The following is a 20,827-nucleotide window of genomic DNA, read 5'->3' as shown; positions in this document are numbered from 1 at the left end:
AACGAAATTGTTTCTCAAATGGGCGCATGTCGGGAAATTCATGGGTAGACGAAGGAGGGGCTGCCCGGCGACATGAAATCGCAGGCAAGAAAAAACCCACTAGCAAGCTAGTGGGTTTTTGTATGGTGCCCAGGAGAAGACTCGAACTTCCACGACCGTTAAGTCACTGATACCTGAAACCAGCGCGTCTACCAATTCCGCCACCTGGGCAAAGCTTTGCATTGTCTGCTGAAGGCGACTTTCGTCTGCTTTCACACAGTAGTAACAGATCCTTGGTCATCTGTTACTTGAAAATTTTTGGTGCCCAGGAGAAGACTCGAACTTCCACGACCGTTAAGTCACTGATACCTGAAACCAGCGCGTCTACCAATTCCGCCACCTGGGCACACATTCGAGATTAAAAGATGCTTTACAGCGTCGTTCATCTCTACTACAACTCCGGGGTTGTCCGTCGTTGTGGTGCGCACTATACGGACGCTCCTGATGGCTGTAAAGCCCCTGATCGAAAAAAAATTCAAAAAATTCAACCCGTTGATTCCACGCGCCTATTTCCGTTCGGCGGATACCGCGTCGGGGCTGTCCAAGGCTGACATTTCCGGTTTCAATACGTCTATGCCAGAATTCATATCTATATACCCCAAGGTGAACCCCTTCTGATGGCCGATTGGCAATCCCTCGATCCCGAGGCCGCTCGCGAAGCGGAAAAATACGACAACCCTATCCCCAGCCGTGAGCTGATCCTGCAGCGCCTCGCCGACCGTGGCGAGCCGGCTGCCCGCGAACAGCTGGCCGAAGAGTTCGGTCTTTACGAAGAAGACCAGATCGAAGCCCTGCGCCGCCGCCTGCGTGCCATGGAGCGCGACGGTCAGCTTATCTATACCCGGCGCGGCACCTATGCCCCGGTGGACAAGCTCGACCTTATTTGTGGCCGTGTCTCCGGGCACCGTGACGGCTTCGGCTTCCTCATCCCCGACGATGGTAGCGAGGACCTGTTCCTCAGCCCGGCACAGATGCGTCTGGTGTTCGATGGCGACCGCGGCCTGGCCCGGGTCTCCGGTGTAGACCGCCGTGGCCGTCGCGAAGGCGTGCTGGTAGAGATCATCTCCCGCGCCCATGAAAGCGTGGTTGGTCGCTACTTCGAAGAAGGCGGCATCGGCTACGTAACCCCTGACAATCCGAAAATCCAGCAGGAAGTCCTGGTCACTGCCGGACGCAACGGCGGCGCCAAGATCGGCCAGTTCGTGTCGATCAAGATCACTCACTGGCCAACCCCACGCTTCCAGCCGCAGGGTGATGTGGTCGAGGTGATCGGCAACTACATGGCTCCGGGCATGGAAATCGACATCGCCCTGCGCAGCTATGACATCCCGCATGTCTGGCCACAGGAAGTGATCAAGGAAGCGCGCAAGTTCCGCTCCGAAGTCGAGGAAAAAGATAAAGAGAAGCGCATCGACCTGCGTCATCTGCCTTTCGTCACCATCGACGGCGAAGACGCTCGCGACTTCGACGATGCGGTGTATTGCGAACCGTTGGGCAAGCTGCGCATGTTCTCCGGCGGCTGGCGCCTGTACGTGGCGATCGCCGACGTTTCCAGCTACGTGCGCCTGGGCTCGGCGCTGGATACCGAAGCGCAGCAACGGGGTAACTCGGTGTACTTCCCCGAGCGCGTCGTGCCGATGCTGCCCGAAGAACTGTCCAACGGCCTGTGCTCGCTGAACCCGCACGTCGATCGCCTGGCCATGGTCTGCGAAATGACCATCAACAAGGCCGGCCAGATGGTCGACTACCAGTTCTACGAGGGTGTGATCCACTCCCACGCGCGCCTGACCTACAACAAGGTCAGCAGCATGCTCGAGCATTCCCGCACCCGCGAAGGCAAGGCACTGCGCGAGGAGTACAGTGCGGTGTTGCCGGACCTGAAGAGCCTTTATGCCCTGTACAAGGTGCTCCTGGCGGCCCGTCACACCCGCGGTGCAATCGACTTCGAGACCCAGGAAACCCGGATCATCTTCGGTGAAGATCGCAAGATCGACGAAATCCGTCCGACCGTGCGCAACGACGCCCACAAGCTGATCGAGGAATGCATGCTGGCGGCCAACGTTGCGACGGCCGAGTTCCTGCAGAAACACAACGTGCCTGCGCTGTACCGCGTGCACGATGGTCCACCGCCCGAGCGTCTGGAAAAGTTGCGCGCATTCCTCGGTGAGCTGGGCCTGAGTCTGCACAAAGGCAAGGACCCTTCGCCTAAGGACTACCAGGCACTGCTGGCGAGCATCGCCGGGCGCCCGGACTTCCACCTGATCCAGACCGTCATGCTGCGCTCGCTGAGCCAGGCGGTGTACAGCGTCGAGAACAACGGCCACTTCGGCCTGAACTACGAGGCCTACACCCACTTCACCTCGCCGATCCGTCGTTACCCGGACCTGCTGGTGCACCGCGCCATCCGCAGCGTGATCCGCTCCAAGGTGGACACCCCGCACGTCAAGCGTGCCGGTGCCATGAGTATTCCCAAGGCGCGCATCTACCCGTACGACGAGAACAGTCTCGAGCAGATGGGCGAGCAGTGCTCGATGACCGAGCGCCGCGCCGACGAAGCTACCCGCGACGTGGTCAACTGGCTCAAGTGCGAGTACATGCGTGATCGCGTCGGCGAGACCTTCCCTGGCGTGATCACCGCGGTGACCGGCTTTGGCCTGTTCATCGAACTGACCGACATCTATGTCGAAGGCCTGGTGCATGTTAGCGCCCTGCCGGGTGACTACTACCACTTCGATCCTGTGCATCACCGCCTGTCCGGTGAGCGTAGCGGCCGCAGCTTCCGCCTGGGCGACACGGTCGAGGTTAAGGTCATGCGTGTCGACCTCGAGCAGCGCAAGATCGACTTCGAAATGTCGGAGAAGACCGTCACTGCACCGGTCGGCCGCAAGCCACGCGCTGCCGCGCAACCGGTGGCCGAGCAGGCGCCTGCCGTCGAAGCGAAGATTTCGCCCAAGCCGCGCAGCCGCAAGAGCGAGGCCTCCGAGGCGTACTTCCCGAAAGACGCGGTGCAGCGCAATGCCGAGGTGCGCAAGAGTCGTGAAATGAAGAAGGCGCTGATGGGCGAGGCGCGTGCCAGCGGCCATGCCGGCGGCAAGTCGGAAAAAGGTGGCAAGTCATCCGGCAAGCCGACCAAGCATCGCAAGGGGCCGCCCAAGTCCGGCGCGCCACGCAAGGGCAAGAACAAGTCATGAGTCAGCTGGAAAAGATCTACGGCGTGCATGCCGTGCAGGCACTGCTGCAACACCACCCCAAGCGGGTAAAGCAGATCTGGCTGTCCGAAGGGCGCAGTGAGCCACGCATCCAGGCTCTGCTGGAGCTGGCTGCGCAGAATCGCGTTCAGATCGGCCAGGCCGAGCGCCGTGAGCTCGACGCCTGGGTCGAAGGTGTGCACCAGGGGGTGGTTGCCGAGGTGAGCCCGAGCCAGGTGTGGGGCGAGGCGATGCTCGACGAACTGCTCGAGCGCACCGAGACGCCGCCCTTGATCCTGGTGCTCGATGGCGTCACCGACCCGCATAACCTCGGCGCCTGCCTGCGCACCGCCGATGCGGCCGGGGCGACCGCCGTGGTGATCCCCAAGGACAAGTCCGCGACCCTGACCGGCGTGGTGCGCAAGGTGGCCTGCGGCGCCGCCGAGGTGATGCCACTGGTGGCCGTGACCAACCTGGCACGTACCCTGGAGAAACTCCAGCAGCGCGGACTGTGGGTGGTCGGAACCGCTGGCGAGGCCGAACAGGAAATCTACCAGCAGGACCTGACCGGTCCGCTGGTGATGATCATGGGGGCCGAAGGCAAGGGCATGCGCCGCCTGACCCGTGAACACTGTGATTTCCTGGTGAAGTTGCCGATGGGTGGCAGCGTCAGCAGCCTGAACGTTTCGGTGGCCACCGGGGTGTGCCTGTTCGAGGCAGTGAGGCAGCGTCAGGCCAAGCGCTGATCTGACCGTGTGCGGGAGCGGCGCACCGCCGCTCCCTCGTTGTTTCTCAGGCTTGCGGCCTGTTGGGCGAATATGTTTCCGGCTGTTCAAATATTCGCCAACCTCCTTGCTTGTCCTTCCCGGCTTCTCTACAATTGCGCCCCTTGCCGAGCTGGCAGGCGCGCATGTGCCTTCTCTCTAGGGCAAGACATACAGTGTCATTCACTCCTTGTCTGACCAGGTTGCTGGCAGACTACTAACCCGTAAGGAGCATTCATGCGTCATTACGAAATCATCTTCCTGGTTCACCCGGACCAGAGCGAGCAAGTCGGCGGCATGGTTGAGCGTTACACCAAGCTGATCGAAGAAGATGGTGGCAAGATCCACCGCCTGGAAGACTGGGGCCGTCGTCAACTGGCCTACGCAATCAACAATGTTCACAAGGCTCACTACGTGATGCTGAACGTTGAGTGCTCCGGCAAGGCCCTGGCCGAGCTGGAAGACAACTTCCGCTACAACGATGCCGTGATCCGTAACCTGGTCATCCGTCGCGACGAAGCCGTCACCGGCCCGTCCGAGATGCTCAAGGCAGAAGAGAACCGCAGCGAGCGCCGTGAGCGTCGCGAACGTCCTGAGCATGCTGATGGCGCCGAAGGCGACGACAGCAATGACAGCGACAACAGCGATAACGCTGACGAGTAATCCACGGACCTTTTGAGGAGCCTATTACATGGCACGTTTCTTCCGTCGTCGTAAATTCTGCCGCTTCACTGCTGAAGACGTGAAAGAGATCGACTTCAAAGATCTCAACACCCTGAAAGCTTACGTATCCGAAACCGGCAAGATCGTTCCAAGCCGCATCACCGGTACCAAAGCTCGTTATCAGCGTCAGCTGGCCACCGCTATCAAGCGCGCCCGCTTCCTGGCCCTGCTGCCCTACACCGACAGCCACGGCCGCTGAGACCGGGTCGTCGACTAAGTAGCAAGGGATAGGCATGCGAGCGTTGGCAAGTTTCATCATGCGCGGTCGTGTGCAGGCCACCCTCGTGGTGGTCATCAGCGCGGTACTGCCGCTGCTGTTCTGGTTGAGTGCCGCCGCTGGGAGCCTGGTTCTCCTGCGGCGCGGGTTCAAGGACGCTTCATCGGTCATCGCCTGGGGCCTTCTGCCAGCGTTGATCATGGGGTTCTTCGGCGAACCGAGCACCTTGCTGGTGCTGCTGGGAACGCTGGGTCTGGCCGCCTTGTTGCGCGCTGGGCATTCGTGGACTCGGGTACTGCTGTCCAGTGTCGCGTTAGGCTTGCTATACAGCCTGATCCTGGATGCGGTGATGCGCGAGACCTTCGAGGTGCTGGCCAAGGCGCTTGAAAAAGCCCTGCCGCAGTTCGAGGGCCAACCGGTACTACCTGGTGAGCTGATCGGCCCTTTGCTGGTCGCTTCCAGTGCGGTAATGCTGCAGCTGTTCAGCCTGCTGGCTTTGATGCTGGCGCGGTATTGGCAGGCTGCGTTGTACAACCCCGGTGGTTTCGGGCGCGAGTTTCGCGAGCTGAGGCTGCCGCTGGTACCGATGCTGGTGCTGGTGTCATTGATGGTGTTGGGCCCGTTCATCGGGTCGCAGTTCATCGTCCTGGCCAGTGCGTCCAGTCTGGTGCTGCTGCTCGCTGGCATCGCCCTCATTCATGGGTTGGTGGCACAAGGGCGACTAGCTGGTTTCTGGCTGGTGGGGATGTACGTGACGCTGCCGCTGCTCATGCAGCTGATGTATCCGTTGCTCGTGGTTCTGGCCATTGTCGACAGCCTGATTGATTTTCGCGGTCGCAAGTCCCCTTCACAGGGTGACGACTCCGCGAACGGTGAAGGTTAAAAGTTAAGAGGTTTTACCAAATGGAACTGATCCTGCTGGAAAAAGTCGCCAACCTGGGCAACCTGGGCGACAAAGTAAACGTTAAGGCTGGTTACGGCCGTAACTTCCTGCTGCCATTCGGCAAGGCCACCGTTGCCAACGCCGCCAACCTGGCTGCGTTCGAAGAGCGCCGCGCCGAGCTGGAAAAAGCCGCAGCAGACAAGAAAGCTTCGGCTGAAAGCCGCGCTGCCCAACTGGCCGAGCTGGAAGTGACCATCACTGCCACCGCTGGCGACGAAGGCAAGCTGTTCGGTTCGATCGGCACCCACGACATCGCTGACGCCCTGACCGCCTCCGGCGTTGAAGTGGCCAAGGCTGAAGTTCGCCTGCCGAACGGCACTATCCGTCAGGTTGGCGAATACGACGTAGCCGTGCACCTGCACAGCGACGTTGAAGCTACCGTACGTGTGGTTGTCGTAGCTGCCTAAGCTGCCTTAATCGACTGGCCCCTCGTGGGTCAGGCGGTTAACATCGGGCACGGTCCTGTTTTGCGCAGGCCGTGCCCTTTGTCTTTTTCATCTTGCAGAATTTTTCGTGGCCATGAACGAGATCACCACCCCCGAACAACTCGACCTGCAAACCGCTGCCCTGAAGGTGCCGCCGCATTCCATCGAGGCCGAACAGGCCGTGCTCGGTGGCCTGATGCTGGACAACAACGCCTGGGAGCGAGTGCTGGACCAGGTGTCGGACGGCGATTTCTACCGGCATGACCATCGCCTGATCTTCCGCGCCATCCACAAGCTGGTGGACGCGAACCAGCCGTTCGACGTGGTCACCTTGCACGAACAGTTGGACAAGGAAGGTGTGTCCACCCAGGTGGGCGGCTTGGCGTATCTGGCCGAGCTGGCCAAGAACACCCCGTCGGTGGCCAACATCAAGGCCTACGCCGCGATCATCCGTGAGCGGGCCACGCTGCGACAGCTGATCAGCATCAGCACCGACATCGCCGACAACGCCTTCAACCCCCAGGGCCGTAACGCCGAAGAGATCCTCGATGACGCCGAACGGCAGATCTTCCAGATCGCCGAGGCGCGGCCGAAGACCGGTGGGCCGGTGGGGGTCAACGAACTGTTGACCATGGCCATCGATCGCATCGACACACTGTTCAACTCCGACAGCGATATCACGGGCGTGTCCACTGGCTTCACCGACCTGGATGAAAAAACCAGCGGCTTGCAGGCGGCAGACCTGATCATCGTCGCGGGCCGGCCGTCGATGGGCAAGACCACCTTCGCCATGAACCTGGTGGAAAACGCCGTGTTGCGCAGCGATAAGGTGGTGCTGGTGTTCTCCCTGGAGATGCCCGGTGAATCGCTGATCATGCGTATGCTGTCGTCGCTCGGGCGCATTGACCAGACCAAGGTGCGTTCCGGCCAACTGGACGACGACGACTGGCCGCGGCTGACTTCGGCGGTGAACCTGTTGAACGACCGCAAACTGTTCATCGATGACACTGCCGGCATCAGCCCCTCGGAAATGCGTGCGCGTACCCGCCGCTTGGCGCGAGAGCATGGCGAGATTGCCATGATCATGGTCGATTACCTGCAGCTGATGCAGATCCCGGGTTCGGCCGGTGACAACCGAACCAACGAGATTTCCGAGATCTCCCGCTCGCTCAAGGCGCTGGCCAAGGAATTCAACTGCCCGGTAATCGCCCTGTCACAGCTCAACCGCTCCCTCGAGCAGCGTCCCAACAAGCGCCCGGTCAACTCCGACTTGCGTGAATCGGGTGCGATCGAGCAGGACGCCGACGTGATCATGTTCGTTTACCGCGACGAGGTGTATCACCCGGAAACCGAACACAAGGGCGTGGCCGAGATCATCATCGGCAAGCAGCGTAACGGCCCCATCGGCTTCGTGCGCCTGGCGTTCATCGGCAAGTACACCCGTTTCGAGAATCTCGCGCCGGGCATGTATAACTTCGACGACGACGAATAAAACCATCGGGCTGGGCTGGCCCCTGTGGGAGCGGATCGTGGGAGCGGGCTTACCCGCGATGGCGATGGTGAATTCCCCGATGTCAACGCGAGGCAAGCTCGCTCCCACAGTGATATTTGTTGGCACGCTTGAATCCGACCACCACCGTCGGATTTGGTCAAAATTTGTGCTATATTTCGCGCCCGCGATTTCCCTGCACTTTAAAACCGGTCACTGACATGCAAGCAGCCAAACCACTCTACGACTATCCCAAGTACTGGGCCGAATGCTTCGGGCCAGCGCCGTTCCTGCCGATGAGCAGGGAGGAGATGGATCAGCTCGGCTGGGATTCCTGCGACATCATCATCGTGACCGGTGACGCCTACGTCGACCACGCGTCGTTCGGCATGGCCATCATCGGTCGACTGCTCGAGGCCCAGGGCTTCCGGGTGGGCATCATCGCCCAGCCGAATTGGCAGTCGAAAGACGACTTCATGAAGCTCGGCGAGCCGAACCTGTTCTTCGGGGTCGCGGCGGGCAACATGGACTCGATGATCAACCGCTACACCGCGGACAAGAAAATTCGTTCCGACGACGCCTATACGCCTGGCGGCCTTGCCGGCAAGCGCCCGGACCGCGCCAGCCTGGTGTACAGCCAGCGCTGCAAGGAAGCCTACAAGCATGTGCCGATCGTGCTTGGTGGCATCGAGGCTTCGCTGCGCCGCATCGCCCACTACGACTACTGGCAGGATAAGGTCCGCCATTCGATCCTGGTCGACGCCAGCGCCGACATCCTGCTGTACGGCAACGCCGAACGAGCGATCGTCGAGGTTGCCCAGCGCCTGTCCCAGGGTGAAAGCATCGAGCACATCACCGATGTGCGCGGCACCGCGTTCATTCGTCGCGACACCCCGCAGGGCTGGTTCGAGATCGACTCCACCCGTATCGACCGCCCGGGCCGCGTCGACAAGATCATCAACCCGTACGTGAACACCCAGGACACCCAGGCCTGTGCCATCGAGCAGGCCAAGGGCGACCAGGAAGACCCGAACGAAGCCAAGGTGGTGCAGATCCTCGATAGCCCGAGCGTCACCCGCGAGAAGTCGGTGATCCGCCTGCCGTCGTTCGAGAAGGTGCGCAACGACCCGGTGCTCTACGCCCATGCCAACCGCGTGCTGCACATGGAGACCAACCCGGGCAACGCCCGCGCCCTGGTGCAGAAGCATGGCGACGTGGATGTGTGGTTCAACCCGCCACCCATTCCCATGACCACCGAGGAAATGGACTACGTGTTCGGCATGCCCTATGCGCGCATCCCGCACCCGGCGTATGGCAAGGAGCGCATCCCGGCGTACGAGATGATTCGCTTCTCGGTTAACATCATGCGTGGCTGCTTCGGTGGCTGCACCTTCTGCTCGATCACCGAGCACGAAGGCCGGATCATCCAGAACCGCTCCCACGAGTCGATCCTGCACGAGATCGAGGAGATGCGCGACAAGGTGCCGGGCTTCACCGGCGTGGTCTCCGACCTCGGCGGCCCGACCGCCAACATGTACCGCATCGCCTGCAAGAGCCATGAAATCGAGAAGCACTGCCGCAAGCCGTCGTGCGTGTTCCCGGGCATCTGCGAGAACCTCAACACCGACCACAGCTCGCTGATCGAGCTGTACCGCAAGGCTCGTGCCCTGCCGGGGGTGAAGAAGATCCTGATCGCCTCGGGCCTGCGCTACGACCTGGCGGTGGAGTCGCCGGAGTACGTGCGTGAGCTGGTTACCCACCACGTCGGCGGTTACCTGAAGATTGCCCCGGAGCACACCGAGCGTGGTCCGCTGGACAAGATGATGAAGCCGGGCATCGGCACCTACGACCGCTTCAAGCGCATGTTCGAGAAGTTCTCGAAAGAGGCGGGCAAGGAGCAGTACCTGATCCCGTACTTCATCGCTGCCCACCCGGGCACCACCGACGAAGACATGATGAACCTGGCCCTGTGGCTCAAGGGCAACGGCTTCCGTGCCGACCAGGTGCAGGCGTTCTATCCGTCGCCGATGGCTTCGGCCACGGCCATGTACCACTCGGGCAAGAACCCGCTGCGCAAGGTCACCTACAAGAGCGAAGGGGTGGAGATCGTCAAGAGCGAGGAGCAGCGCCGCTTGCACAAGGCGTTCCTGCGCTATCACGATCCGAAGGGCTGGCCGATGCTGCGCGAAGCGCTGCAGCGCATGGGCCGCGCCGACCTGATCGGACCGGGCAAGCACCAGCTGATCCCGCTGCACCAGCCGGCGACCGACACTTACCAGAGTGCGCGGCGCAAGAACTCGACCCCGGCCGGGAGCCACAAGGTGGGCAAGGACCAGAAGATCCTCACCCAGCACACCGGCCTGCCGCCGCGCGCCAGCGATGGCAGCAAGCCGTGGGACAAGCGCGAGAAGGCCAAGGCCGAGGCGTTCGCCCGCAACCAGCAGGCGGCCAAGGAACGCAAGGAAGCGGCCAAGGGTGGCAAGGGCAAGAAGCCGCGCCAGCCGGTGATTCCGCGCTGATCATCAAAGGGGCTGCAAAGCAGCCCCTTCCTGGTCAATCAGGCTGTTTGTCGACCCACTTCGGCACCACGGGTGCAACGAAGCTGTCCATCCCGTCCAGCAACTCATCCGGCTGCTCCCCGAGCAACAGCATTGCCCGGTGCTGCGGCCGCACGAAGCCTTCCTCGACAATATGGTCGAGGAACCCGCCCAGCTTCGCGTAGAAACCATTCACATCCAGCAGCCCCAGCGGCTTGGCGTGATACCCCAGCTGCCCCCAGGTCCATACCTCGAACAGTTCCTCCAGCGTGCCCAGGCCACCTGGCAGGGCAATGAAGGCGTCGCTGAGTTCGGCCATGCGCGCCTTGCGCGCATGCATGCCGTCCACCACTTCAAGGCGGGTCAGGCCCTTGTGGCCGATTTCGGCGTTCATCAGGCTTTGCGGGATGATGCCGACGACTTCACCTCCCGCAGCCATGGCGGCATCGGCAACGGTGCCCATCAGGCCGACCGCGCCGCCGCCATAGACCAGCGTCAGGCCACGGCGGGCGATGGCCTGGCCGAGGGCGACGGCGGCTTCACGGTAGGCAGGGTTGGCACCGATGCTGGCGCCACAGAAGACACAAACGGAACGTACAGGCATTGCTTATCTCCCTTTACATGCGCGCACAGGGTAAGGCGCATGCCTGTCGGTTCCAAGGGGATCATTCGGGACGGGCGAACTCGCAGACCGCTGAACCGGCGGTACCGCAGGCGTAGGCTGCCAGCAGGCTGCGCATCATGTTGCTCAATGTCATGACATTTGCTCCTGATTGAGAGGTTGTCTCATCGTCCATTAAGAAGGCATGATGTGCACTTTGATTGGTTGTATACAATCCATTGAACAAATCTACTGGCTGGCGACTTGACACCCCTTGACCCATATCAGGTACGGGCGTCCTGTTTTCAGGCAGTCTCGCAATTGATAAAACCCTGCCAAGGAGATTCATGATGTTTGCGAAAGCTGTAGCGGTATCCCTGCTGACCCTCGCCAGCGCCTCCGTCTTCGCTGCTGACAAGTGCTCGGTGACTGTCGACTCGACTGACCAGATGTCCTTCAATACCAAGGAAATCACCGTCGACAAGAGCTGCAAGGAGTTCACCGTAAAACTGACCCACTCCGGCAGCCTGCCGAAGAACGTCATGGGGCATAACCTGGTGATCAGCAAGACCGCCGACATGCAAGGCATCGCCACCGAAGGCATGTCGCAAGGCCTGGACAAGGACTACATCAAGGCCGACAACGCCGCGATCATCGCCCACACCAAGATGATCGGCGCTCCTGAGAAAGAAACCGAAGTGAAGTTCGATGCCACCAAACTGGAAGCTGGCGGCGACTACAGCTTCTTCTGCACCTTCCCGGGCCACATCTCGATGATGAAGGGCAAGGTCGTCGTCAAGTAATCAAAACCTGACGCAATACCCTGTGGGAGCGGCCTTGCACCGCGATGGCGATGGTGAATCCACCACGTCATCGCAGGGCAAGGCCGCTCCCACAGTTGTTTCTAAGCCTGATCAAGGGGCGAACGGCAGCTCGCGCTTGTGCTGGGTCTTGCGGTAGGTAGCGACGATGATGTCGAACGCCTCCTGGCTCACCGGCTCACCGTGCAGGAAGGCGTCGATCTGCTGGTAGGTCACGCCGTGGGACGCTTCGTCCGGCTTGCCCGGTTCAAGGTCTTCCAGGTCTGCGGTCGGTACTTTCTCCACCAGCGATTCCGGCGCGCCAAAGCTGCGCGCAATGGCCCGCACCTGGTTTTTCACCAGCCCGCTCAGCGGTGCCAGGTCGCAGGCACCATCACCAAACTTGGTGAAGAAGCCCATTACCGCTTCGGCTGCATGGTCCGTGCCGATCACCAGGCCGGCACGGGCGCCGGCGACGGTGTATTGGGCGACCATGCGCGTGCGCGCCTTGACGTTGCCGACGACGAAGTCGACCAGGGTCGGCGAGCCGTTTTTCAGTTCCTCGACCTCTGCCGCCAAGGCCTTTACGGCTGGGGCGATGTCGATGGTGTGCACCTCGTCGGCCTTGATCACCTCCAGGCAGGCCTGGGCGTCGTGCTCGTCGTGCTGCACGTGGTATGGCAGGCGTACGGCGATGAAGGTATAGGCCTTGTCGCCGGTCTCGGCGCGCAGTTCGTTGATGGCGCGCTGGGCGAGGAGGGCGGCGGTCAGCGAGTCGACACCGCCACTGATGCCCAGTACCAGGGTCTTGAGCCGGGCATTGGCCAGGCAGTCCTTGATGAACGCCACGCGTCGGGCCACTTCCTGCTCGAGGGCGGCGGCATCGGCGAACGGCGGCTGCACCTTGAGCGCCTGGGCAATCTCTTGCTGAACGGCTTGCATGGGTTACTCCTTGCTGGGGACTTTGAATACATGGCGCATGTAGGCAACGAAGTTTTCGTCGCGGCACTGGGTCTTGGCGGCTTCGTCGGAGATCTTTGCCACCGGCGAGCCGTTGCAGTCGGTCATTTTAAGCACGATGCTCATGGGCGCCACGCCGGGAATGTCACAGGTCAGGTTGGTGCCGATGCCGAAGCTGACATTGATGCGCCCACGCAGGGCCCGGAAGATCTCCAGCGAGCGGGTCAGGTTCAGGCCATCGGAGAACACCAGGGTCTTGGTCATCGGGTCGATACCTAGCTTCTGGTAATGGGCGATGGCCTTTTCCGCCCAGGCCACCGGCTCGCCCGAGTCATGGCGCAGGCCATCGAACAGCTTGGCGAAGTACAGGTCGAAATCCTTCAGGAAGGCATCCATGGTGATGCAATCGGTCAAGGCGATGCCGAGCAGTCCGCGGTATTCGCGCACCCAGCAGTCCAGGGCGGCGATCTGGCTGTCGATCAGTCGTGGGCCGAGCTGCTGGTGGGCCATGATCCATTCATGGGCCATGGTGCCCAGGGGCTTGATATCCAGTTTCCATGCCAGGTCGACGTTGCTGGTGCCGACGAAGCGGCCCGGGAACTCATCGCGCAGCACCCGTACCACGTCTTCCTGCACGCGGCTGGAGAAGCGCCGGCGGGTGCCGAAGTCGGCTACCTGCAGTTCGGCCAGTTCGTCGTCGCTGGCGTGGGCGCGCAGCCAGTCGAACTTGCGATATAGCTGGTCGCGGGCTTCGGCCAGGCGCATGCGCGGATGCAGGTGGCGGTTGCGCACTTCGCTGATGATGGCCAGCAGCGGCACTTCGAACAGGATCACATGCAGCCATGGGCCTTTCAGGCGGAGAAACAGTTGGTCGTTCTCGATGCCGATGCGCACATAGCGCAGGTTGAAGCGGAACAGGCGCAGGAAACGCAGGAAGTCCGGCTTGAGGAAGCTGATGCGCTCGAGGAAGGCCAGTTGGCCGTCATCCAGGGTCAGCTCGCTGAGCAGCTCGAGCTGGTTGCGGATCTCGCCCAAGTAGGGGCGCAGGTCCTCGCCGTTGCGGCAGCGAAACTCCCATTCGACATCGGCGTCCGGGTAGTTGTGCAGGACGCCCTGCATCATCGTGAGCTTGTAGAAGTCGGTGTCGAGCAGGTTGTGCACGATGCGCTCGGCGAATGCGCTCTCGCTCATCAGGGGGAAGCTCCAAGGCGGGCAATAGCGACCATTGTGCCAGATCGCGGGGCAAGCCCGCTCCCACGCCGCCCACGATATTGGCCTCTGCAGGTAATTTTCCGTGTGCCAGCTAGCCTTCAAACAGTGCTCCCTGTAGCAGTCGCGCACCAGTGGTGTGCAGTTCGGTGACGTCCGCTGTTACAGCGCGGTTGCACGTTAACACTTGCGAGGGTTGCAATGATGGCAGGCGCTGGTTGCTCCTTGTCTAGGCGTGTTGGTGTCACTTGTCGTGCGGCAGACGGTTGCACGCTCAGTAAAGAAAAGGCCGCCGGTCGCCTCTGTCCACCCCTTGTCGTGTGTTTTCCCGGAAGACAAAACCACTGGCACGGCCCTTGCTCGGAGCACAGGGCTGAGAAGTTGTAGTGCCAACCAAAAAAATATTCTAGGAGCACCACCTCATGTCGCAGACGTTTTACAAGAAAGGTTTCCTGGCACTGGCTGTAGCCACCGCACTGGGTGTTTCTTCGTATGTTCAGGCCGACATCAAGATCGGCGTCGCGGGCCCGATGACCGGAGCCAACGCAGCGTTTGGCGAGCAGTACATGAAAGGTGCGCAGGCCGCGGCCGACGTGATCAACAAGGCTGGCGGCGTCAACGGCGAGCAGATCGTCCTGGTCAAGGGCGATGACGCTTGTGAACCGAAACAGGCCGTGGCCGTGGCCAACCGCCTGGTCGACCAGGACAAGGTGGCGGGCGTGGTCGGTCACTTCTGTTCCTCCAATACCATCCCCGCTTCCGAGGTTTACGACGAGGCCGGTGTGATCGCCATCACTCCCGGCTCCACCAACCCGCAGGTGACCGAGCGCGGCCTGTCCGCGATGTTCCGCATGTGCGGCCGTGACGACCAGCAGGGCATCGTCGCCGGCAACTACATTGTCGATGTGCTCAAGGGCAAGAAGGTGGTGGTGCTGCACGACAAGGACACCTATGGCCAGGGCCTGGCCGACGCGACCAAGGCGCAGCTTGAAAAGCGTGGCGTCAAACCCGTGCTGTACGAAGGCCTGACCCGTGGTGAGAAAGATTTCAGTGCCGTGGTCACCAAGATCCGTTCCGCGGGTGCCGACGTTGTCTACTTCGGCGGCCTGCACCCGGAGGCCGGCCCGCTGGTGCGCCAGCTGCGCGAGCAGGGGCTGAAAGACGTCAAGTTCATGTCCGATGACGGCATCGTCACCGACGAACTGGTCACCACCGCCGGTGGCGCGCAGTACGTCGAAGGCGTGTACATGACCTTCGGCGCCGACCCGCGCCTGCTGCCCGACAGCAAGGCGGTGGTCGAGGAGTTCCGCAAGAACGGCACCGAGCCTGAAGGCTACACCCTGTATGCCTACGCCTCGGTCCAGGCCCTGGCCGCCGCGTTCAACGGCGCCAAGTCGAACAAGGGCGAGGACGCCGCCAAGTGGCTCAAGGCCAACCCGGTCAAGACCGTCATGGGCGAGAAGAAGTGGGACCAGAAGGGCGACCTGACCGTCTCCGACTACGTGGTCTACCAGTGGGATGCCAAAGGCAAGTACCACCAGCTGGAAAAACAACAATAACAATGGCTGACGGCCCGGGCGCGCACTGCCCCGGGCCATAGCCCCGCGGTACCTGTCTTTGTCAGTAGATGTGCACAGTTCTGCGCTGCGAGGGCCGCTGCATCCGGGCCCTGCGTGGTCGGCGCTCGTGCAATCTCAATCAGGTGAGATTGCGTTATGGATGGTATTTTCCTGCAGCAACTGGTCAACGGCCTGACCCTCGGGTCGGTCTACGGCCTGATCGCCATCGGCTACACAATGGTCTATGGCATCATCGGCATGATCAACTTCGCGCACGGCGAGGTGTACATGATCTCCGCGTACCTCGCGGCGATCAGCCTGGCATTGCTGGCCTACTTCGGTATCGAGTCGTTTCCGCTGCTGATGCTGGGCACCCTGTTGTTCACCATCGTCGTCACTGGCGTCTATGGCTTCACCATCGAACGCATCGCCTACAAACCCCTGCGCAACTCCACCCGCCTGGCGCCCTTGATCAGCGCCATCGGCATTTCGCTGATCCTGCAGAACTACGCGCAGATCAGCCAGGGCGCCCGCCAGCAAGGCGTGCCGACCCTGCTCGAAGGCGCCATGCGCGTCGAAGTGGGCACCGGCTTCGTGCAGCTCACCTACACCAAGATCTTTATCCTGGTGGCCGCTTTCGTCGGCATGGGCCTGCTCACCTACGTGATCAAGTACACCAAGCTCGGGCGCATGTGCCGGGCCACGCAACAAGACCGCAAGATGGCCTCGATCCTGGGCATCAATACTGACCGGGTGATCTCCTACGTGTTCGTCATCGGCGCTGTGATGGCTGCGCTGGCGGGCGTGCTGATCACCATGAACTACGGCACCTTTGACTTCTACGCCGGCTTCATCATCGGCATCAAGGCCTTCACCGCCGCGGTGCTCGGCGGCATCGGCTCGCTGCCGGGAGCCATGCTTGGCGGGATCATCCTGGGGATTTCCGAATCGTTGTTCTCCGGCCTGATCAACTCCGACTACAAGGACGTGTTCAGCTTCTCGCTGCTGGTGATGATCCTCATCTTCCGTCCCCAAGGCCTGCTGGGTCGCCCGCTCGTGGCTAAGGTGTGAAACATGTCCGTTGCCAATACTGCCTCTACTTCGCAAACCAAGGGTTTCGACCTTAAACGCAGCCTGCTGGAGACCATCGTCGCCGGCTTGCTGGCCCTTATCGTCTTCGGCCCCGTCGTCGGCGTGGTGCTCGATGGCTACACGTTCAACGCCGAACCCGCCCGCGTCGCCTGGCTGGTCGGCGGCGTGATGATCGGGCGTTTCATCCTCAGCCTGTTCCTGCAGACGCCGACCGGCCAACGCATGCTCCAGGGCTTCGACAGCGGTGGCTCGGGCGTGCATGTGCTGGCGCCGAACTACAAGTCGCGCCTGCGCTACATCATCCCGGCGCTGATCGTCATCGCCATCGTGTTCCCGATCTTCGCCAACAAGTACCTGCTGACCGTGGTCATCCTCGGCCTGATCTACGTGCTGCTGGGGCTGGGCCTGAACATCGTGGTCGGCCTGGCCGGCCTGCTCGACCTGGGTTATGTGGCGTTCTACGCCATCGGTGCCTACGGCCTGGCGCTGGGCTATCAATACCTGGGCCTGGGCTTCTGGAGCGTGCTGCCACTGGCGGCCATTGCCGCGGCGCTGGCGGGGTGCATCCTCGGCTTCCCGGTGTTGCGCATGCATGGCGACTACCTGGCCATCGTCACCCTCGGCTTCGGCGAGATCATCCGCCTGGTGCTGAACAACTGGCTGTCGTTCACCGGCGGCCCCAACGGCATGCCGGCGCCGTCGCCGACGTTCCTGGGCCTGGAGTTCGGCCGGCGGGCCAAGGACGGCGGGGTGCCGATCCACGAGTTCTTCGGCTTCGAATACAACGCCAACCTCAAGTTCGTGTTCATCTACGCGGTGCTGTTCCTGGTGGTGCTGGCGGTGCTGTACATCAAGCACCGGCTGACCCGCATGCCGGTGGGCCGCGCCTGGGAAGCCTTGCGCGAGGACGAGATCGCCTGCCGCTCGATGGGCCTGAACCACGTACTGGTCAAGCTTTCCGCGTTCACCCTCGGCGCGTCCACCGCAGGCCTTGCCGGGGTGTTCTTCGCCACCTACCAGGGCTTCGTCAACCCATCGTCGTTCACCTTCTTCGAGTCCGCGCTGATCCTGGCCATCGTCGTGCTCGGCGGCATGGGCTCGACCGTGGGCGTGGTGATCGCGGCGTTCGTGCTGACCGTGGCGCCGGAGCTGCTGCGCAGCTTCTCCGAGTACCGGGTGCTGCTGTTCGGCGTGCTGATGGTGCTGATGATGATCTGGCGACCGCGGGGGCTGATCCGCATCAGCCGTACCGGCGTGGTCCCGCGTAAAGGAGTGGCGCCATGAGCGACGAAGTCATTCTGTCTGTAGATAACCTGATGATGCAGTTCGGTGGGATCAAGGCGCTCAGCGATGTCAGCCTGCAGGTCAAACGCAACCAGATCTTCGCCCTGATCGGCCCCAATGGCGCTGGCAAGACCACGGTGTTCAACTGCCTCACGGGCTTCTACAAGGCCACCGGCGGGCGGATCGAACTGAACGTGCGCGGCAGCCATACCAACGTCATCCAACTGCTCGGCGAGCGCTTCCGGGCGGCGGACTTCGTTTCGCCGGCACGCTTTGCCAACCGCCTGTACTACAAGATGTTCGGTGGCACCCACCTGGTCAACCGCGCCGGGCTGGCGCGCACCTTCCAGAACATCCGCCTGTTCAAGGAAATGTCGGTGGTTGAGAACCTGCTGGTGGCCCAGCACATGTGGGTCAACCGCAACCTCCTGGCCGGGGTGCTCAATACCCCGGGCTACCGCAAGGCCGAGAGCGATGCCCTCGACCATGCGTTCTACTGGCTGGAGGTGGTCGACCTGGTGGACTGCGCCAACCGCCTGGCCGGCGAGCTGTCCTACGGCCAGCAGCGTCGCCTGGAGATTGCCCGGGCGATGTGCACGCGGCCGAAGATCATCTGCCTGGACGAACCGGCTGCCGGCCTCAACCCCCAGGAAACCGAAGCGCTGAGCCGCATGATCCGTGTGCTGCGCGACGAGCATGACATCACCGTGGTGCTGATCGAGCACGACATGGGCATGGTCATGAGCATCTCCGACCACATCGTCGTGCTCGACCACGGCAACGTGATCGCCGAAGGATCACCGCAGGATATCCGCCACAACCCGACGGTGATTGCCGCCTACCTGGGTGCCGACGAAGAGGAACTGACATGAGCGCGCCCATTCTCGAGCTGAAGGACCTGGATGTGTTCTATGGGCCGATCCAGGCCCTGAAGAAGGTCTCGATGCACATCAACGAAGGCGAGACGGTCAGCCTGATCGGCGCCAACGGCGCGGGCAAGTCCACGCTGTTGATGTCGATCTTCGGCCAGCCGCGCGCGGCATCCGGGCAGATCGTCTATCGCGGTACCGACATCACCCGCAAGTCGTCGCACTACATCGCGTCCAATGGCATCGCCCAGTCCCCGGAGGGGCGTCGCGTGTTCCCCGACATGACCGTCGAGGAAAACCTGATGATGGGCACCATCCCGATCGGCGACAAGCATGCAGATCAGGACATGCAGCGCATGTACGAGCTGTTTCCGCGGCTCAAGGAACGGCGCAACCAGCGGGCCATGACCATGTCCGGGGGGGAGCAGCAGATGCTGGCGATTGCCCGGGCGCTGATGAGCCGGCCCAAGCTGCTGCTGCTCGATGAGCCGTCGCTGGGCCTGGCGCCGATCGTGGTCAAGCAGATCTTCTCGACCCTGCGCGAGCTGGCGCAGACCGGGATGACCATCTTCCTGGTCGAGCAGAATGCCAACCATGCGTTGAAGCTGTCGGACAGGGCCTATGTGATGGTCAACGGGCAGATCCGCATGACCGGGACGGGACAGGAGCTGTTGGTCAACGAGGAGGTGCGTAACGCCTACCTGGGCGGGCACTGAAGTAAATCGCGGGGCAAGTCGGTGCGGCAACCCGACTTGCCCCGCTATGCGTTTTATGCCTTTCAGCACATGTGGACAACTTGTCGCATATCTTTCTCGAAGCACTCCACAACTCCCACGCAAGCCATTGTTTCCACAGCTGGAAAACTTTCCACGGATTATGTGGAACCGCCTGTGGAAAACATGGTGGCACCTTGCTCAAGCCCTTGTGTAGCAACGCTTCCAAGGATCTGTTCGTTTTTTGATCAGGTGTTGCTTGTGCATGATTTATCGAGGGTTTTTAGCAGTAGCGCGGTTCATCCACAGTTGTTCGGATTCTGTGGATAAGTCTGTGAAAAAACTTTGGACAGACCGCCGCAGACGGCAGGCTGAAAGCGTTGCGCCATCACGGGCAGATGTCCACAGCAGGCAAAGGTTCCCTGGAGCCGACGAGTTGCCCCCAATCTGTGGGGAAAGCCTTGTGGATAAGATGCGCATAGCCTCACGAAAGCCCGCAATCACGGGGCTTTTCAGCGTCTGTACGTTTTTTGACCAGTCGCTGAAACGGTTGTCGACAACGCTTGCGCCGGGCATGCTGCAAGCCCCGCCGAGTACACCCAAGGATAAGAGCATGACATCAACAGTATTCATCACTGGCGCGACCTCCGGTTTCGGTGAAGCCACCGCCCGCCGTTTCGCCGATGCCGGCTGGAAGCTGGTGCTCACCGGTCGCCGCAAGGAGCGCCTGGATGCGCTGTGCCAAGAACTCTCGGCCAAGACCGAGGTGCATGGGCTGGTGGTCGATGTGCGTGATCGCCAGGCCATGGAGGCCGCCATCGCCAGCTTGCCGCCGAGCTTCGACAAGCTCCAGGGCCTGGTCAACAATGCCGGCCTGGCATTGGGTGTGGATGCGGCGCAGAACTGCAGCCTGGACGACTGGGAAACCATGGTCGACACCAACATCAAGGGCCTGATGTACACCACCCGCCTGTTGCTGCCGCGCCTGATCGCCCACGGGCGCGGCGCGTCGATCCTCAATGTCGGTTCGGTGGCGGGCAACTACCCGTATCCGGGCGCGAATGTGTATGGCGGCACCAAGGCCTTCGTCGGCCAGTTCTCGCTGAGCCTGCGCTGCGACCTGCGCGGCACTGGCGTGCGGGTCAGCAACATCGAGCCGGGACTGTGCGAAAGCGAGTTCTCGCTGGTGCGTTTCGGCGGCGACCAGGCAAAGTACGACGCTACCTACGCCGGTGCCGAGCCGATCCAGCCGCAGGACATCGCCGAGACCATCTTCTGGATCCTCAACCAGCCGGCGCATATCAACATCAATAGCCTTGAGCTGATGCCGGTTAGCCAGGACTGGGCAGGGTTCTCGATCGACCGGTCGGTTAAAGGTTGATTCGCTGATGATCGCGGGGCAAGTCGCATCGGCG

The 20,827-nt window shown here is 61.7% G+C and carries 19 protein-coding genes and 2 tRNA genes; 16 read left to right on the top strand and 5 right to left on the bottom strand.

Annotated elements, in window-relative coordinates; genetic code table 11:
* Positions 1–123 precede the first annotated feature (123 nt).
* Positions 124–210 (bottom strand) — tRNA-Leu (locus LU688_RS24655).
* An 88-nt stretch (positions 211–298) separates the two neighbouring features.
* Positions 299–385 (bottom strand) — tRNA-Leu (locus tag LU688_RS24650).
* Positions 386–483: 98 nt separating this feature from the next.
* On the opposite strand from LU688_RS24650, the gene LU688_RS24645 reads away from it, so the two are divergent.
* The 9 genes from LU688_RS24645 to LU688_RS24605 all read left to right on the top strand — a co-directional run bounded on the left by LU688_RS24645 (position 484) and on the right by LU688_RS24605 (position 10,307).
* A complete protein-coding gene (locus LU688_RS24645; RefSeq protein WP_023629372.1) occupies positions 484–657 on the top strand; it encodes a hypothetical protein in 174 nt (57 codons plus the stop codon).
* Positions 657–3,230 (top strand): ribonuclease R, encoded by a 2,574-nt coding sequence (rnr, locus tag LU688_RS24640; RefSeq protein ID WP_094012216.1) that lies wholly within the window; start codon positions 657–659, stop codon positions 3,228–3,230. The genes LU688_RS24645 and rnr overlap by 1 nt, the downstream gene beginning before the upstream one ends.
* On the top strand, positions 3,227–3,973 hold the full coding sequence (gene rlmB, locus LU688_RS24635; protein WP_023629371.1) for a 23S rRNA (guanosine(2251)-2'-O)-methyltransferase RlmB: 747 nt from the start codon (positions 3,227–3,229) through the stop codon (positions 3,971–3,973). The genes rnr and rlmB overlap by 4 nt, the downstream gene beginning before the upstream one ends.
* Before the next feature lie 255 nt (positions 3,974–4,228).
* Positions 4,229–4,654: a 30S ribosomal protein S6 gene (rpsF, locus tag LU688_RS24630; protein ID WP_023629370.1), complete on the top strand. Its 426-nt coding sequence runs from the start codon at positions 4,229–4,231 to the stop codon at positions 4,652–4,654.
* A 28-nt stretch (positions 4,655–4,682) separates the two neighbouring features.
* On the top strand, positions 4,683–4,913 hold the full coding sequence (rpsR, locus tag LU688_RS24625; protein WP_003249563.1) for a 30S ribosomal protein S18: 231 nt from the start codon (positions 4,683–4,685) through the stop codon (positions 4,911–4,913).
* 34 nt (positions 4,914–4,947) lie between these two features.
* Positions 4,948–5,814, top strand: a complete 867-nt coding sequence (locus tag LU688_RS24620; RefSeq protein ID WP_023629369.1) for a hypothetical protein — start codon at positions 4,948–4,950, stop codon at positions 5,812–5,814.
* Positions 5,815–5,834: 20 nt separating this feature from the next.
* Complete coding sequence (gene rplI, locus LU688_RS24615; RefSeq protein WP_011535934.1) at positions 5,835–6,281, top strand: 50S ribosomal protein L9; 447 nt, start codon at positions 5,835–5,837, stop codon at positions 6,279–6,281.
* 112 nt (positions 6,282–6,393) lie between these two features.
* The gene (gene dnaB / locus LU688_RS24610; protein ID WP_023629368.1) at positions 6,394–7,791 is read left to right on the top strand and encodes a replicative DNA helicase; all 1,398 of its coding nucleotides are present in this window, start codon (positions 6,394–6,396) and stop codon (positions 7,789–7,791) included.
* A gap of 218 nt (positions 7,792–8,009) precedes the next feature.
* Positions 8,010–10,307, top strand: coding sequence for a YgiQ family radical SAM protein (locus tag LU688_RS24605; RefSeq protein ID WP_094012217.1), 2,298 nt, complete (start codon positions 8,010–8,012; stop codon positions 10,305–10,307).
* 34 nt (positions 10,308–10,341) lie between these two features.
* On the opposite strand, the gene LU688_RS24600 is transcribed toward LU688_RS24605, so the two are convergent.
* The gene (locus LU688_RS24600) at positions 10,342–10,929 is read right to left on the bottom strand and encodes a cytokinin riboside 5'-monophosphate phosphoribohydrolase (RefSeq protein ID WP_094012218.1); all 588 of its coding nucleotides are present in this window, start codon (positions 10,927–10,929) and stop codon (positions 10,342–10,344) included.
* Between the two features lie 347 nt (positions 10,930–11,276).
* Between LU688_RS24600 and azu the strand changes: the two genes are divergently transcribed.
* The gene (azu, locus tag LU688_RS24595; RefSeq protein ID WP_023629364.1) at positions 11,277–11,729 is read left to right on the top strand and encodes an azurin; all 453 of its coding nucleotides are present in this window, start codon (positions 11,277–11,279) and stop codon (positions 11,727–11,729) included.
* A 111-nt stretch (positions 11,730–11,840) separates the two neighbouring features.
* Here the strand turns inward: azu and nadE are convergent, their stop codons facing one another.
* Positions 11,841–12,668, bottom strand: a complete 828-nt coding sequence (nadE, locus tag LU688_RS24590) for an NAD(+) synthase (RefSeq protein ID WP_031314652.1) — start codon at positions 12,666–12,668, stop codon at positions 11,841–11,843.
* Between the two features lie 3 nt (positions 12,669–12,671).
* A complete protein-coding gene (gene pncB, locus LU688_RS24585; RefSeq protein ID WP_031314651.1) occupies positions 12,672–13,877 on the bottom strand; it encodes a nicotinate phosphoribosyltransferase in 1,206 nt (401 codons plus the stop codon).
* Positions 13,878–14,317: 440 nt separating this feature from the next.
* Between pncB and LU688_RS24580 the strand changes: the two genes are divergently transcribed.
* The 6 genes from LU688_RS24580 (at position 14,318) to LU688_RS24555 (ending at position 20,793) form a co-directional block, all read left to right on the top strand.
* Complete coding sequence (locus LU688_RS24580; protein WP_094012219.1) at positions 14,318–15,454, top strand: branched-chain amino acid ABC transporter substrate-binding protein; 1,137 nt, start codon at positions 14,318–14,320, stop codon at positions 15,452–15,454.
* Positions 15,455–15,610: 156 nt separating this feature from the next.
* Positions 15,611–16,525, top strand: coding sequence for an ABC transporter permease subunit (locus LU688_RS24575; RefSeq protein WP_019098910.1), 915 nt, complete (start codon positions 15,611–15,613; stop codon positions 16,523–16,525).
* Between the two features lie 3 nt (positions 16,526–16,528).
* Complete coding sequence (gene livM, locus LU688_RS24570) at positions 16,529–17,830, top strand: high-affinity branched-chain amino acid ABC transporter permease LivM (protein ID WP_023629362.1); 1,302 nt, start codon at positions 16,529–16,531, stop codon at positions 17,828–17,830.
* Positions 17,827–18,702, top strand: coding sequence for an ABC transporter ATP-binding protein (locus LU688_RS24565; protein ID WP_031314650.1), 876 nt, complete (start codon positions 17,827–17,829; stop codon positions 18,700–18,702). Before livM ends, LU688_RS24565 begins: the two co-directional genes overlap by 4 nt.
* The gene (locus LU688_RS24560; protein ID WP_023629375.1) at positions 18,699–19,415 is read left to right on the top strand and encodes an ABC transporter ATP-binding protein; all 717 of its coding nucleotides are present in this window, start codon (positions 18,699–18,701) and stop codon (positions 19,413–19,415) included. The genes LU688_RS24565 and LU688_RS24560 overlap by 4 nt, the downstream gene beginning before the upstream one ends.
* 610 nt (positions 19,416–20,025) lie before the next feature.
* Positions 20,026–20,793 carry an SDR family oxidoreductase gene (locus LU688_RS24555; protein ID WP_094012220.1) on the top strand — a complete coding sequence of 256 codons (768 nt, stop codon included), beginning with the start codon at positions 20,026–20,028 and terminating at the stop codon, positions 20,791–20,793.
* Positions 20,794–20,827 lie beyond the last annotated feature (34 nt).

Source organism: Pseudomonas soli (assembly GCF_021283165.2).
Classification (GTDB): Bacteria; Pseudomonadota; Gammaproteobacteria; order Pseudomonadales; family Pseudomonadaceae; genus Aquipseudomonas; species Aquipseudomonas soli.
This window is presented reverse-complemented; position numbering and strand designations above follow the sequence as displayed.

What these genes read in the sequence shown, in the direction of transcription:
- LU688_RS24645 (WP_023629372.1), top strand. Translation starts at nt 484, where the DNA reads ATGGCTGTAAAGCCCCTGATCGAAAAAAAATTCAAAAAATTCAACCCG.
- rnr (WP_094012216.1), top strand. Translation starts at nt 657, where the DNA reads ATGGCCGATTGGCAATCCCTCGATCCCGAGGCCGCTCGCGAAGCGGAA.
- rlmB (WP_023629371.1), top strand. Translation starts at nt 3,227, where the DNA reads ATGAGTCAGCTGGAAAAGATCTACGGCGTGCATGCCGTGCAGGCACTG.
- rpsF (WP_023629370.1), top strand. Translation starts at nt 4,229, where the DNA reads ATGCGTCATTACGAAATCATCTTCCTGGTTCACCCGGACCAGAGCGAG.
- rpsR (WP_003249563.1), top strand. Translation starts at nt 4,683, where the DNA reads ATGGCACGTTTCTTCCGTCGTCGTAAATTCTGCCGCTTCACTGCTGAA.
- LU688_RS24620 (WP_023629369.1), top strand. Translation starts at nt 4,948, where the DNA reads ATGCGAGCGTTGGCAAGTTTCATCATGCGCGGTCGTGTGCAGGCCACC.
- rplI (WP_011535934.1), top strand. Translation starts at nt 5,835, where the DNA reads ATGGAACTGATCCTGCTGGAAAAAGTCGCCAACCTGGGCAACCTGGGC.
- dnaB (WP_023629368.1), top strand. Translation starts at nt 6,394, where the DNA reads ATGAACGAGATCACCACCCCCGAACAACTCGACCTGCAAACCGCTGCC.
- LU688_RS24605 (WP_094012217.1), top strand. Translation starts at nt 8,010, where the DNA reads ATGCAAGCAGCCAAACCACTCTACGACTATCCCAAGTACTGGGCCGAA.
- LU688_RS24600 (WP_094012218.1), bottom strand. Translation starts at nt 10,929, where the DNA reads ATGCCTGTACGTTCCGTTTGTGTCTTCTGTGGCGCCAGCATCGGTGCC.
- azu (WP_023629364.1), top strand. Translation starts at nt 11,277, where the DNA reads ATGTTTGCGAAAGCTGTAGCGGTATCCCTGCTGACCCTCGCCAGCGCC.
- nadE (WP_031314652.1), bottom strand. Translation starts at nt 12,668, where the DNA reads ATGCAAGCCGTTCAGCAAGAGATTGCCCAGGCGCTCAAGGTGCAGCCG.
- pncB (WP_031314651.1), bottom strand. Translation starts at nt 13,877, where the DNA reads ATGAGCGAGAGCGCATTCGCCGAGCGCATCGTGCACAACCTGCTCGAC.
- LU688_RS24580 (WP_094012219.1), top strand. Translation starts at nt 14,318, where the DNA reads ATGTCGCAGACGTTTTACAAGAAAGGTTTCCTGGCACTGGCTGTAGCC.
- LU688_RS24575 (WP_019098910.1), top strand. Translation starts at nt 15,611, where the DNA reads ATGGATGGTATTTTCCTGCAGCAACTGGTCAACGGCCTGACCCTCGGG.
- livM (WP_023629362.1), top strand. Translation starts at nt 16,529, where the DNA reads ATGTCCGTTGCCAATACTGCCTCTACTTCGCAAACCAAGGGTTTCGAC.
- LU688_RS24565 (WP_031314650.1), top strand. Translation starts at nt 17,827, where the DNA reads ATGAGCGACGAAGTCATTCTGTCTGTAGATAACCTGATGATGCAGTTC.
- LU688_RS24560 (WP_023629375.1), top strand. Translation starts at nt 18,699, where the DNA reads ATGAGCGCGCCCATTCTCGAGCTGAAGGACCTGGATGTGTTCTATGGG.
- LU688_RS24555 (WP_094012220.1), top strand. Translation starts at nt 20,026, where the DNA reads ATGACATCAACAGTATTCATCACTGGCGCGACCTCCGGTTTCGGTGAA.